Genomic DNA, 14,413 nt, shown 5'->3' with positions numbered 1-14,413 from the left:
ATATTGATGTGTCTACTTAATTATTCTTTCTGTACTCTTTATCACACCTCTTCCCCTTCCGGAACTTCCGTTTGACTGCCAATCCATCCGGCTTGCATTACCTGCCGCGCGTTTTATATAATAATAACGTTCGACTCATTGCATATATATCTATGCATGGTACGTCCAATATACAACAATACATTGTTTTATACCATTTAAAAGCAACATGAACCAACGAGAAAGGAACATATATTAACTTATGTGGAAAACACGAATTACTGAATTATTGGGAATTGATTATCCGATTATCCAGGGCGCCATGGCCTATATTTCTGAATCACAGCTAGCCGCTTCCATTTATCACGCAGGCGGGGCCGGTGTCATCGCCAGTGGCGGTTTCACTGTAGATGAAGTACAGAACTATATCCATGAAGTACGTGATATGTGCGGTTCCCGTGCGGTATTTGGCGTCAATCTGATGCTTCAGGCTCCAAACAAGGATGATATCGCCCAGCTGGTGTGCGATGAAAAAGTTCCTTTTGTAACCATCGGTGCAGGCAACGCCTCCCCTTATATCGCCCCGCTCCACCAGGCAGGTGTTCGTGCCCTGGCCATCGTTCCAACAGTTAAGCTGGCTCAGCGTGTACAGGAACGCGGAGCGGATGCCATCATCATTGAAGGTATGGAAGCCGGCGGCCATGATGGCAAGCTGACACTTATGGCCCTTATGGAAAATGTCATTCCGTCCGTAGAAGTACCGGTTATCGCTGCCGGTGGTATTGTGGATGGACGCGGTATTGCCGCCGCGCTGATTATGGGCGCTTCCGGTGTACAGATGGGTACCCGTTTCCTTCTTTCTGAAGAATGCCAGGTACATCCGGCGTATAAGGAAGCCATCATCCATGCCAGTGACAAGGATTCCACCGTTACCGGTTTTTCGAAAAACGACAGTGTCCGTGGTCTGCGCAATGCATTCACCAGACGTTACCTGGAAGCTGAATACAGCGGCGCTTCCATCGATGAACTGCGCGCTCTCTCCCGCGGCACCACCAGACGGGCTGTTCAGGAAGGCGACATTCATGAAGGCTATGTGCTGGCCGGCATGTCCCTTACCCATCTGAATAAGATTCAGCCTATGCAGGAAATCATGGAAGAACTGGTTGCTGAAACAGAAAAGACGCTGAATAAGGCGGCTACCGTTATTAAAGAATAAGATAATGAAATCCTTTACATTCCACAGCCTTATGAAATGCAAAGGATTTCCATATCAAAGACCGTCAAGGCTGCACAGACAGTCCCTGTTCCGCAAAAAGAGGAAGAAATCCCAATTACTTCAGATTTCTTCCTCTTTCACTTTTTATTATATGATAGGTCTGGTACAGAAAGAGAGAGGAAACCTCAGTATCTCTGTTGTTTCCTCTCTCTTTTTTATCCGCCTGGAATCCGTATTACCAGTACACTGGAGACTGCGTCTTTTTATTCTTTCTTCAACCCAGGATAATCTAATGTAGCAAACAGATCGGCCAGCGTTTCATTCCGGCGAATCTTCTGAATTGTCCCATCCGTCCGGATGAACAGTTCCTGATGACGAAGCCGGCCATTATAGTTGAATCCCATGCTGTGTCCGTGAGCTCCGGTATCGTGGATGATAATTAAGTCCCCTCTCTCGATTTCCGGAAGATGTCTCTGGATGGCAAACTTGTCATTGTTTTCGCAGAGGCATCCTACCACATCATATACGAAATCTTCTGGCTGATTTTCCTTCCCGGCTATTGTAATATGGTGATACGCACCATACATGCCCGGCCGCATCAGGTCAGCCATACATGCGTCCACACCAATATAATTTCTGTAAATCTTCTTGTGATGAATAGCCCTTGTTACCAGCCATCCATGCGGCCCGGTAATATACCGTCCGCATTCAAAGGAAATCCGGGTATTCTCAAATCCCTGCATCTTCTGATTAAAGAGCTCATGAGCTCCTTCGCCGAGTGCTTCAATATTGACCCCGTTCTGATCCGGGCGATAAGGGATCCCAATACCTCCGCCAAAGTCAATAAAGGAAACCGTAACTCCGGTACGTTCACGCACTTCATTCGCCAGATCAAACATCATGGAAATAGTACCAAGAAGTCCTGTCAGTTCCAGTTCTGCGGAAATAACCATGGTGTGAATACCAATATACTTAATTCCTTCATCCCTGGCCCAGGCCACTCCCTTCATAAGCTGTTCCTTCGTCATACCATACTTAGCTTCCTGCGGCTTTCCGATAAAATCATTGCCAAACGCAAGATCCGGTCCCGGATTATAGCGGAAACATACCTTGTCCGGATGCAGGTCCAGTCTTCTCAGATCGCTGATAAGGCTCTTATCATCCAGATTAACGATAGCCCCCAGTTCACAGGCCTTAATAAATTCCTGATCCGAAGTCTCATTAGAGGAAAATACGATTTCATCACCGGAAAGACCTACAGCTTCCGATAAGGCCAGCTCTGCCAGAGAACTGCAATCCGCCCCGACATTAATACTCTTCAGTGAATCCATAATCCACGGATTCGGGGTCGCCTTTACCGCAAAATATTCAAAAAAGTTCTTATTCCAGGCAAATGCGTTCTGCAGACGTTTTACTCCATCATGTATTCCCTGTTCATCATAGATGTGAAATGGAGTGCCATATTCATCGGCTATTCTTCTTAATTCTTCCAGTGTTAATGGAAAACTCTTTGTAGACATCGTCTGCACCTCTTTCATATAAATTTACCAAGAATTTCTTCTATATGTAATGATGAAAGTATAACATGCTTCACGACAGAGGTCAACGTTCAAAACATATTATTTATTAATATCTGATTCTTCTTGAAATCCCATTTAAATTATATAACATTGCAATTTCAGCTAAATTAATATCATATAAGTTATTGTTTTAAACCAATGGTTAGAAAAAACGAGCACTGAAGTGCACGGCCTTTCGGTAGCAGAGCCAGCATAACATAACCTATATCCTCATATCTTTATTCTCAATACAAAAAGCCCCTGATGAATATCAGAGGCCTTTTTCATTATTTACTTTTTTGAATGCTGTACAGTCGATGACGGACAAATGTCACTTAAGAAACATTTCTCACATTCTGGTTTCCTGGCATGACATATTTTTCTACCATGCCATATGAGCCAATGATGCGCGTGTCCCCAGTCTTTTATGGGAATGACTTTCTGAAGCCCCATCTCCACTTCCAGCGGCGTTGACCCTTTGGCCAGACCAAGGCGGTTGGAAACGCGGAATACATGGGTATCTACTGCAATGCCCGGATACCCCCAGTACACACTGCGTACCACATTGGCTGTCTTGCGCCCCACCCCCGGGAGCTTAATCAGTTCATCAAACTCCTCAGGCACTTCCCCGCCATAATTCTCTATGAGCATATGGGACATAGCCAGAATATGTTTTGCCTTGCTCCGAAACAGCCCGCAGTCATGGATTTCTCCTTCCAACTCGGACTGTGTGAGCTGTACCATCTTTTCCGGGGTATCCAACCGTGGAAACAGGCGGGCCGTCACTACATTCACCCGTTCATCTGTACATTGTGCAGACAGAATAGTAGCCACCAGCAATGTAAAAGGGCTTGTATAATGCAACGCCGGTCTGGCATCGCGATATACTTCCTGCAATCGCCGCAACTGCTCCTTCTTAATTGCTTTTGTCACTCTCATCCTATCGTCTCCCTGTTATTCGTTTCTCAGCAGAAAAGCATGCGCAGACAAGGCAGCCACTGCCCCTTCTCCTGCCGCAATGACCACCTGCTTGGCTTCCCGATCTGTCACATCTCCTGCCGCAAAGAGCCCCGGCACATTGGTAAGACCATCCTTATCAGTAAGGATTTCCCCTTTGCCATTTACCGCCACTTCTTCCGGAAGATAGGCATTGTTGGGAATACCGCCAGCTTCCACAAAGAGTCCGTCCACTTCAATATGAGACTCTTCCTTGGAGGAGTTGTTGCGGATATCTACCCCATCCACCTTCTTATCCCCGGTAATACGAACCGGAGAATAACCAATCATAACTTCTACATTGGGCAGTTTATTCAGCCGGTTTACCAGGATTTCTGAAGCGCGGATACGGCTTCGAACAAGGAGATATACTTTTGTCCCAATGGCTGCCAATTCCATGGCCGCCTGCACCGCGCTGTCTCCGCCGCCAACCACAGCCGTCACCTTATTGCGGTAAAATGGTGCATCGCAGGTGGCGCAGTAACTTACGCCGCGGCCGGTAAGACGGGCTTCTCCATCAATATCCAGTGTCCTGTTCCTTTTCCCTGCGGTAACAATCAGCGTCCGGCCATGCAGTTCCTGTCCGTCATCCAGAGATACGGTAAAGGTTCCATCCTTTCCTTTTCTGAACTTTTCCACAGATGCATATTCAATGGTTACCGGATATTTTCTAACCTGTGCTTCCATTTTATCAGCCAGTTCATATCCTGCCACCGAATCAAATCCCGGATAGTTCTCAATTTCATTCGTAAGAAGCATCTGGCCCCCGATATCAGGAGAGACCAGTATAGTCTTCATTTCTTTTCTAACCGTATACAATGCCGCAGTAAGCCCTGCCGGACCACCGCCTATAACTATGGTGTCGTACATAGTACCACCTCTTTCGTAAATCCAATTAATTCGATATACTCATATTATCGTATTTTTTCGATATAGTCAACTTCTTTACACCAGTTTTCCTCCACCGATAAATTCCCGGAGAAGAGATCTGTCAGGAACCAGTGAACAGTCGATCGTATCAAACAGGTGCAGGAAATCAATAAGGCGGCGGGCTTCTCCATAATTAGGGCTTTCCGGTTTCACTTTTTTCAGTAAAGGAATTGCCATGGTTCTGAGCACCGGAAGCTCATAAATGAGTGCGGTATTGAAAACCACATCTGCCCGCCCCTGGAATGGGAATATATTTTTTCTTTCTCCCTGTTGCACGTTTGCCCAGGCACTCAGTGTATCATCCGGCGTATTATTTCTTGCCCAGCTATCTCGGACGATACGTCGAACAAGGCGGGTATCTGATGTAGAAATACGGTTATGCCTGTCTATGGAAAGCTGGGTCAATGCAGACAGGAAAATATGCATACACTGATATCCGGGGACAAAGTTGGTAAGTTCAGGATTCAGTGCATGCAGCCCTTCCACCAGCACCGGTTGTTTATCTTCCAGTTTTACTTCCTGCGCCGACCATTCCCGTTTCCCTGTTTTGAAATTAAAATGAGGAATCCTCATAGCCCTTCCTTCCAGAAGACCACTGATTACCCGCTGGAACAGCGGCACATCCAGCGCGTCCAGATTTTCATAATTTTCTTTATTTCCCGAGGAAACCGGAGGATGTTCCCTGTAATAATCATCCAGAGAAATGGTGACCGGTTTGATTCCGTTTACCCAGAGCTGCACAATCAGCCGGTTCATGAATGTGGTTTTTCCGGAGGAAGATGGTCCGGCCATACATACCATACGTATTCCCGGACGACTGAATGCAATAGAGTCGGCCAGCCAGGCCAGTTTCTTTTCCTGCAATGCTTCCGCAATGGAAATGAGCCGGAATGCTTTTCCCTCTTCTATGGCATGATTAAGTTCCCACACATTTTTGCACCCAATACGTTCTCCCCATTCCTGAGCTTCCAGGAACACGCGGGCATACATGGCTTCTCCTTCTTTTTCACCGGTTCCTGTCTTTGCATTATGGCAATGCAGCAAGAAGCCAGGGGCATAAGGAGAAAGGGAAAACTCTTTAATATAGCTGAAGTCCGGAAGTAATGCTCCAAGGAAACAGTCATAACAGGTTCCACAGGAGTAAACATGCATGGATTTCTTTATCTTATTAATCTTCTTCTGCTGATCTTTCCCAAATACAGACAGCGCCAGTTTCTCCAGCTCAGGTTCTTTGGCCACCACGTGTTCTGTCAGTGGCACTTTTTCCTGTATAATCTGATGCATTTCTCTGGTGATATCGGCCATTTCTTTTTTCAGCGGCACATGCTTATCAGTAAATTCGCAGTACAGCGAACTGCCCATAGAATGTTTTACTTCCACCCCCAGCTTTTTATTATGCATCCGGTAAATGGCATAGTCCAGAAGCAGAACCAGCGTTCTCTGATACGCCTGGAATCCATATTTAGAATGGATGGACCACCACCGGACCTCACCGGCATCCGGTATTTCCCTCCCCATCCCAAACAGTTCTCCATTATATTCTGCCAGTACCTTATCTCTTCCCAGATTCAGGGTATCTCTGAGCATTCCAAAGGTACTTCCCCTGGCAATTCTGACAGTTGTACCCTGTGAAATCATCTTCATGATATATCCCCCTTTATCTCAACTGCAACAATTTACCTGTCCTTAGTATAACCTATCCACTGAACCCCTTCCCTGGACTACATTACCATCCTGCGATGGACCGCAAAAAAGAGCCCCTGCCTGAGCAGAAACCCTTTCTTGCATTTATTTTTTATTTTACTACAATGTTAACGATTCTCTTCGGTACAACGATAACCTTGACAATCTTCTTGCCTTCCGTAAACTTCTTAATTTCCGGAAGAGCTTTTGCCTTTTCAGCAATTGCTTCTCTGTCCATAGATACCGGAACAGATACAACGGCACGTACACGGCCGTTGACCTGAACGCCCAGTTCTACTTCATCAACTACCAGAGCTGCCGGATCGGCCTTAACCCATTCCGCTTCGTGAACGCTGGCTTCCGGTTCATCCAGCTTCTGCCAGAGTTCTTCCGTAATATGCGGAACAAATGGAGCAAGGAGGATGAGCAGGCTGCGGAGCAGTTCATGCTTCAGTGCTGTATTGATTTCCCCGTGGGATTCAATGAACAGGTACATGGCATTAACCAGTTCCATGATAGAGCTGATAGCGGTGTTGAAATTAAACTTGCCATCCAGATCATCCGTTACCTTGGCAATGGTCTGATGGAGACGACGTCTCAATGCGGTTTCATCCGCTGTCAGGCTGTCTCCGTCAGCGCCCTTGAATTCCAGATACTTTTCTGTAATAGCCCATACACGCTTCAGGAAACGGTAAGAACCTTCTACGCCCTGATCGCTCCAGTTCAGATCTCTTTCCGGCGGAGCGGCAAAGAGGATGAAGAGGCGGGCTGTATCCGCGCCGTACTTGTTAACGATTTCTTCCGGGCTGACTACATTGCCGACTGACTTACTCATCTTTCCGCCGTCTTTCAGCACCATGCCCTGGCAGAGCAGGTTGGTAAACGGTTCATCTGCGGATACAAGGCCTTCATCATGAAGAACCTTGACAAAGAAACGGGAATAGAGCAGATGCAGAATGGCATGTTCAATACCACCGATATACTGATCAACCGGCATCCAGTAGTCTGCCTTTTCTCTGTTGAACGGTTCGTCTGCATTATGCGGGTCGCAATAGCGCAGGAAATACCAGGAAGAATCAATGAATGTATCCATGGTATCGGTTTCACGGAGAGCGTCCTTTCCGCAGTGCGGGCACTTGCAGTGAACAAACCCATCGCTGGTCTGCAGCGGGGACATAGCTCCGGCCACAAAGTCAACGTCTTCCGGCAGTCTTACCGGCAGATCGCTTTCCGGTACCAGAACCGGTCCGCAATCCGGGCAGTTGATAATCGGAATCGGGCAGCCCCAGTAACGCTGACGGGAAATGAGCCAGTCACGAAGACGATAGTTTACCTTTTCTTCGCCTATGCCCATCTTTTCCATCTTACGGGTAATAGCTTCTCTGGCTTCATTGCCGCTCAATCCATTGAATTCCCCGGAATTAACCAGCACACCTTCCTCAGTATATGCGTTTTCCATATCTTCCAGCTTGAGGGACCCTTCCGGATTCTGAATAGTAATCTTTACCGGCAGGTTGTATTTCTTAGCAAATTCCCAGTCACGTTCATCGCCTTCCGGCATAGCCATAACGGCACCTGTACCATATTCATACAATACATAATTGGCAATCCAGATCGGAACACGTTCACCATTCATCGGATTGATTGCATAGCTTCCGGTAAACATCCCCAGCTTTTCGGCACCTTCCGCTGTACGGTCAATATCACTTTCATTCTTTACCTTGTCAATAAAGGCGCGAATTTTTTCTTCTTCCGGATTTCCTGCAATCAACTTGGAAACCAGAGGATGTTCCGGAGCCAGAACCACATAAGTCACCCCGTATACGGTATCAACACGGGTTGTGTAGACTTCGATTCTGTCTTCCATGCCTTCCACTGCAAAGCTGAACTGTGTACCGGTGGAACGGCCAATCCAGTTCTTCTGCATAGTCTTAACACGTTCTGGCCAGCCTTCCAGCTTATTCAAATCCTTGAGCAGTCTGTCTGCATAGGCAGTAATCTTGAAGAACCACTGAGAAAGGTTCTTCTTCACTACCGGATTCTTACAGCGCCAGCATCTGCCTTCTTCTACCTGTTCATTGGCAAGAACGGTATGACAGGTGTCGCACCAGTTAACCTTAGCTTCCTTCTTATAAGCCAGTCCACGCTTATAGAAAATTTCAAACAGCTTCTGGGTATGCTTATAGTAATCTTCGCGACAGGTCAGTACTTCTCTGTCCCAGTCATAGGACAATCCCAGTTCTCTCTGCTGACGGGTCATGTTTTCAATATTGGAATATGTCCATTTTGCAGGAGCAATACCATGCTTGATAGCAGCATTTTCAGCAGGCATACCAAAAGCATCATATCCCATAGGATGGATGACGTTGAATCCCTGCATCTTCTTGAATCTGGCAACCACATCGCCAATCGAATAGTTTCTTACATGCCCCATGTGAAGATTCCCAGATGGATATGGGAACATTTCCAGAACATAATATTTCTTCTTGTCCGGATCCTGTTTCGTGGCAAAGGCCTTATCTTCCAGCCACTTCTTCTGCCACTTTTTTTCAATTTCCTGAGGTACGTATTTGTCTACCATGTGCATCACCTTCCATAAGTTATTGTGTCGCCTGTATAAGCATAAACTCCAATTTAACTTTATATATACGTTACATTTTACAACACCATGCTTAAAATAGCTAGTTATTTCTTACTGTATACTTTCTTTCTCTGTCCATATTTGCTTATACATGTTCAGGTAATATAATAAGGATATTGATGATAAATTTTATGTGATTTGATTATATCAATGAAATTAATTCCCATATTCTTTCCTGCATTGTGAGGTATTTATGCACCAGTATCTGTTCTTTATCGGCGGCTGGCCTATCCGCTTTTATGGTATTTTCTTCACCTTAGGCATTCTATCCGGCTGTATCATGGCCTATTTCCTTCTGCAGAAAGAGGGCCATCACTGGGAAGAGCATATGTTCAATCTGGGATTGGTTATTGCCTTTTTCGGTATCATCGGAGGTCGACTCTGGGATGTCTTCTTCTTTGACTGGGGATATTACCACGATCATCTTCTGCAAATTCCTTTTGTCTGGCAAGGCGGTATGGCGATACAGGGAGGCGTCATCCTGGCCAGCATAGCCGCTTATTTCTATCTTAAGAAATATAAGATTCCTGTTCTCCCCTTTGCCGATACGGTGGCACCGGCCATTATCCTGGGCCAGGCGGTAGGACGCATTGCCAATTTCATGAACGGTGACGCCTTCGGGCACCCTACCGGATCAGATTTTGGCCTTCTTTACCCGCATACCACACTGGCCTATAAGGCTTATGGTTCCCAGCCGTTATGGCCGGCTGAGGTCTGGGAATGTCAGGGTGACCTCCTCATCTTTGTTCTTCTCATCTGGTATGTTTGTGAAAAGCGCCCCAGAGGCACGGTTATCTGCCTCTATGTGATGCTGTATTCCCTGCTTCGCTTTTTCCTTGAGTACTTCCGTGGAGATTATGTCCACCTTACTTTTGGCCTTAAGAGCGCACAGGTGACTGCATTAGGCGGATTCATGATTGCCACTGCGCTTTTTATTTATTTTTACTGGAAGAACCATTCTCTGAAAGATTAATCCTGCCGCAACCCCTTCACCGTTAAAAAAGCAGTAAGCCACAGGGAACTCTCCCCTCCAGGGGCAGAGTTCTTCTCCGGCCTACTGCTTTTTATTGTGCTTATTTTTTTATTTCTGCCATATGCATGCATTCGTTAAACCTGTCCATGGCAAAGAACAGTTCTACCTGGCTGAATTCTCTGGTCTCTATCGGATTGTTATGGTAATACAGACAGGCTGCCTTTCCTGAATCATCAGAAAGCACCACTGGCTGACCTCCTGCCTGAATCAGATGTTTCTGAATAGATTCTGAGTTATTCACTGAAGACCGAAGCGTAATTACCGTCTCCAGCTGACAGGAAGCCCGCAATCTGTCTACCGGATTGCGCCAGGTCCTGCGTTTTCTCCGGAAGGAATTTTCCACTGCGGTCAACCGCCCTTCGGAATGACCAACATAAAGGTAATATCCTGCCGGCAGCGAAACCTGTCCCGGCCAGGCCAGTTCCTTTTCATTATTAAGTACGAGAAGGAAATTCCCATATTCCCTGTTTTCCTCCTGGATGACTTCCCGGGATGATGGAAGAAGTTTTACCGATTCCGGCATATCAAACGATTCACTCCATGAAATGGCCGCCGCCTTCCAGTCCAGTTTATCCATATACCGGGAAAAGGTTTCCGCGAATTCAGGATCCGTATGAAAATCCGGCAAAAACCATTTAGCTCTGGGCCACTGCACCAGGAAAAGGATACCGGCATGTCCACCCTGTTCTGCTATTTTCCCTAAATGTTCCACATGTTTTCTCCCACGGGCTGTAACCGCATCAGGAAACATAGCTCCCTGGCTTCCAAACAGTGTACAGGATTTCACTTCCACAGGAAATACTTCTCCGGTCGCTTCATCCATAAGCAGAAGGTCAAACCGGCTGTCCCCCATAGTGACTTCTCTGCGGATAACCCGGCAGGACTCCCATCCGGGAATCCTATGCATGGTAATCAGGTATTCTGCCACATCATTGGCTCGAACAGTGTCCAGCAGGACAGGAATCCCATCCCGCTCAGCACCGACCACCTTGTACGCAGTCTTACTCTGTGCTCCATGGTTCTTTACAACATACAGCGCAGTACCTGGAAAAAGGAGTTCTCTCATGCGTCCCGGATTGGGCATATGACAGAGTTCTGTTTTTCCCTGAATCTCTACCCTGGCTACAAAACGGTTAGGCCGGCTGACAAAAATTCCCTTTACTATCTTTTCCTTATATAGTCTCATCTTTTTGTCCACAGAAAAAGGATGGGGACCCCATCCTTTCGCCTTATCAGTTAGTTATACATTGAAACGGAAATATGCTACATCTCCGTCCTGAATGATATAGTCCTTGCCTTCTACACGGAGAAGTCCCTTTTCACGAACTGCCGCATAGGAACCGCAGGCCATCAGGTCATCATAGGATACGATTTCCGCACGGATAAATCCGCGTTCAATATCCGTATGAATCTTACCAGCCGCTTTAGGAGCCTTTGTTCCCTCGCGAACGGTCCAGGAACGGCATTCATCTTCCCCTACGGTGAAGAAGTTGATGAGTCCCAGCAGGGAATAAGCCGCGCGAATCAGTCGGTTAAGTCCTGGTTCCTTTTCTCCCAGGTCTGCCAGGAATACCTTGGCTTCTTCCGGATCCAGTTCAGATACTTCCTGTTCAATTTCCGCAGAAATCGGTACCCACTTAGCGCCTTCCTTTTCTGCCTGTGCCGCTGCCTTCTGCACCAGTGGGCTGGACATCGGATCGGATACGTCATCTTCCGATGTATTCAGCACATAGAGAACCGGCTTCAGCGTCAGGAGATTCAGCTCGCGGAGCACTTCCTTTTCATCATCAGACAGCCCCAGACTTCTTACCGGCTTTCCATCAGAAAGTGCTGCATATACCTTTTCATATACCGGAAGAACAAGCTTTGCTTCCTTAATACCGGAAGAAGCCAGTTTAGCCACCTTGTTCTTCTTCTTTTCCACAGAATCCAGATCAGCCAGGCAAAGTTCGGTGTTTATAATTTCCATATCACGGACCGGATCGACAGATCCTTCCACATGAGTAATATCTCCATTTTCAAAGCAACGTACTACATGGGCAATAGCATCAGTTTCACGGATATGGCTCAGGAACTGGTTGCCAAGACCTTCCCCGCGGGAAGCCCCGGCTACGAGACCTGCAATATCTACAAAACGTGTAAACGCCGGTGTAACCTTCTTTGGATGGAAAAGGCCTGCCAGATCATAAATACGATGATCTGGAACTTCTACCACGCCAACATTCGGTTCAATAGTGCAGAACGGGAAATTAGCCGCTTCTGCCCCTGCCTTAGTAATTGCATTAAACAATGTACTTTTCCCCACGTTTGGGAGACCTACAATACCAATCTGTAAATTTGTACTCATTTAAACTCCTCTTTACTTAATTTCTTTCAATGCCTTCTTCATTCTTTCTACAGCAGTCCTGGTCAGTTCCGGAGTATTGAAAGAAGTCAGACGGACATATCCTTCCCCGCACGGACCAAAACCGGAACCTGGTGTACAGATAATTCCCGCCTTATCCAGCAGGAAATCAAAGAACTGCCAGCTGGTCATGCCTTCCGGAACGCTGAGCCAGATATATGGGCTGTTGGTTCCGCCAATAGCATGCAGTCCCGCTTCCTTTACGCCTTCCAGAATGACACGGGCATTATTTCTGTAAATATCCAAGGTAGCCTGAATCTGCTTTCTTCCCTCTTCAGTGTAAATTGCTTCTGCACCACGCTGTACAATATAGGAACAGCCATTAAACTTAGTGCACTGACGGCGATCCCACAGTTCATTGGCGCTTACCATTTCTCCACTCTTTGTTTCCAGCTTCAGTGCATGTGGCACAACGCAGTATCCACAGCGAACGCCGGTAAATCCGGCAGTCTTGGAATAGGAGCGGAATTCAATGGCTACGTCCTTAGCTCCTTCAATTTCATAAATACTGTGCGGAACATCATCTTCTGTAATGAATGCTTCATATGCTGCATCAAAGAAAATCACTGAACCGGTCTGCTTTGCATAGCGTACCCACTGTGTCAGGTCCTTACGGTTAAGAACCGTGCCTGTCGGATTGTTTGGAGAGCAGAGATAAATAATCTGCGGATCATGCACTGGAAGGGATGCCTTAAAATCACATTCTTCATAGCATGGCATATAAACAATACGTTCATATCCGCCATTCACGAACTTGCCACCGCGTCCAGCCATCACGTTGCTATCCACATATACCGGATATACCGGATCAGTTACTGCCACAATGGCTGTATCACTGAAAATTTCCTGCATATTGCCTGTATCACACTTTGCGCCATCTGATACGAAAATTTCTGATGGATCAATGTCTACACCGCGGGACTTGAAATCACCTTCCGCAATAGCCTTGCGCAGGAACATATATCCCTGTTCAGGGCCATATCCGCGGAAAGTTTCCATTCTTCCCATTTCAGCTACTGCTTTAGTCATGGCTTCTACAACAGCCGGTGCTAATGGCTGAGTCACATCACCAATGCCAAGAGAAATAATATCTGCGTCCGGATGCTGCTTCTTATAGGCTTCCGCTCTCTTACGCACTTCTGCAAAAAGGTATGCTCCCTGCAGTTCAAGAAAATGTTCATTACAAAAAGCCATGATTAATCACCTCATATACTCAAAATTATTCAGTCACGTAATATTTTAGCACTCTTTCCCAGTGTTTCCAACTCTTACAGCTTGAAAGCTACGGTTCCCAGCACGTGGGAAACCGGAACCGGTCCGATGAAGCGACTGTCGCTGCTGTGGTTGCGGTTATCCCCCATGACAAATACATATCCCTTCGGTACGGTAAAAGTACCATCCATGGAGAATTCCATAGGTTCGTTGATATATGGTTCATTCAGCGCTTTGCCATTGCGATATACATGTCCATCATGGAAGGCCAGAACATCGCCACCCTTACCTATAACACGCTTAACCCATACGTTGTGCTGCTGAGCTGATGAGCTGAAAATGGAAAGATAGTTATCCAGCGGTTCTTCCACATCATCTGCCCATGTTCTTGGACGATCTACCCGGCTGTCAATAATGACAATATCCCCATAATTTACATCCTTATGGAAGACATGCCCGATTTTTGAAACAATAAGGTATTGTCCATTATTCAGCGTAGGATACATGGATTCTCCGGATACCCGGGTTGGCACGAACACAAAAATATGAATAATCATGGCCAGTACCAGAGCTATCGCAATAGAATACACCCAATCTAATAATTCATGCATATAAAGCCTCCATGCCTTCATTCAATCGTAATATCCATCCTTCCCTTTTGCACAGGTATTTTATCGCCAGAGCAAAAAAGAGAAGGCTGTGAAAAATGTGTCTGCATTTTTTCACAGCCCCTATTTTAACAGATTTTACAGTATTTTAA

Annotated in this window: 11 protein-coding genes; 2 read left to right on the top strand and 9 right to left on the bottom strand. The window is 46.4% G+C overall.

All coding sequences use genetic code 11. The annotated features are described in order from the left end of the window. Positions 1-241: 241 nt before the first annotated feature. The gene (locus tag BLQ79_RS02215; protein WP_091363386.1) at positions 242-1,195 is read left to right on the top strand and encodes a nitronate monooxygenase; all 954 of its coding nucleotides are present in this window, start codon (positions 242-244) and stop codon (positions 1,193-1,195) included. 263 nt (positions 1,196-1,458) lie between these two features. On the opposite strand, the gene BLQ79_RS02210 is transcribed toward BLQ79_RS02215, so the two are convergent. From BLQ79_RS02210 to leuS, 5 genes are all read right to left on the bottom strand, one after another. Then, positions 1,459-2,715: a diaminopimelate decarboxylase family protein gene (locus tag BLQ79_RS02210; protein WP_091363384.1), complete on the bottom strand. Its 1,257-nt coding sequence runs from the start codon at positions 2,713-2,715 to the stop codon at positions 1,459-1,461. A 330-nt stretch (positions 2,716-3,045) separates the two neighbouring features. Next, positions 3,046-3,693 carry an endonuclease III gene (gene nth / locus BLQ79_RS02205; RefSeq protein WP_091363382.1) on the bottom strand — a complete coding sequence of 216 codons (648 nt, stop codon included), beginning with the start codon at positions 3,691-3,693 and terminating at the stop codon, positions 3,046-3,048. Between the two features lie 15 nt (positions 3,694-3,708). After that, positions 3,709-4,620, bottom strand: coding sequence for an NAD(P)/FAD-dependent oxidoreductase (locus BLQ79_RS02200; RefSeq protein ID WP_091363381.1), 912 nt, complete (start codon positions 4,618-4,620; stop codon positions 3,709-3,711). A gap of 75 nt (positions 4,621-4,695) precedes the next feature. Then, entirely contained in the window at positions 4,696-6,324 is a 1,629-nt protein-coding gene (locus tag BLQ79_RS02195) for a nucleoside kinase (protein ID WP_091363379.1), read from the bottom strand. A 151-nt stretch (positions 6,325-6,475) separates the two neighbouring features. Beyond that, positions 6,476-8,944: a leucine--tRNA ligase gene (gene leuS / locus BLQ79_RS02190; RefSeq protein ID WP_091363377.1), complete on the bottom strand. Its 2,469-nt coding sequence runs from the start codon at positions 8,942-8,944 to the stop codon at positions 6,476-6,478. A 253-nt stretch (positions 8,945-9,197) separates the two neighbouring features. Here leuS and lgt point away from each other — a divergent pair, with 253 nt between their 5' ends. Next, the gene (gene lgt, locus BLQ79_RS02185; protein ID WP_091363376.1) at positions 9,198-9,977 is read left to right on the top strand and encodes a prolipoprotein diacylglyceryl transferase; all 780 of its coding nucleotides are present in this window, start codon (positions 9,198-9,200) and stop codon (positions 9,975-9,977) included. Between the two features lie 100 nt (positions 9,978-10,077). Here lgt and sfsA read toward each other — a convergent pair whose 3' ends face one another. The 4 genes from sfsA to lepB form a co-directional block, all read right to left on the bottom strand. After that, on the bottom strand, positions 10,078-11,223 hold the full coding sequence (gene sfsA / locus BLQ79_RS02180; protein ID WP_091363374.1) for a DNA/RNA nuclease SfsA: 1,146 nt from the start codon (positions 11,221-11,223) through the stop codon (positions 10,078-10,080). 54 nt (positions 11,224-11,277) lie between these two features. Then, positions 11,278-12,384 carry a redox-regulated ATPase YchF gene (ychF, locus tag BLQ79_RS02175; RefSeq protein WP_091363372.1) on the bottom strand — a complete coding sequence of 369 codons (1,107 nt, stop codon included), beginning with the start codon at positions 12,382-12,384 and terminating at the stop codon, positions 11,278-11,280. A 12-nt stretch (positions 12,385-12,396) separates the two neighbouring features. After that, entirely contained in the window at positions 12,397-13,635 is a 1,239-nt protein-coding gene (locus BLQ79_RS02170) for an LL-diaminopimelate aminotransferase (RefSeq protein WP_091363370.1), read from the bottom strand. Positions 13,636-13,709: 74 nt separating this feature from the next. After that, positions 13,710-14,264 carry a signal peptidase I gene (gene lepB, locus BLQ79_RS02165; protein WP_091363368.1) on the bottom strand — a complete coding sequence of 185 codons (555 nt, stop codon included), beginning with the start codon at positions 14,262-14,264 and terminating at the stop codon, positions 13,710-13,712. Positions 14,265-14,413: the final 149 nt, after the last annotated feature.

The organism is Dialister histaminiformans, from assembly GCF_900103425.1.
In the GTDB taxonomy this organism is placed as follows: domain Bacteria; phylum Bacillota; class Negativicutes; order Veillonellales; family Dialisteraceae; genus Allisonella; species Allisonella histaminiformans.
This window is presented reverse-complemented; position numbering and strand designations above follow the sequence as displayed.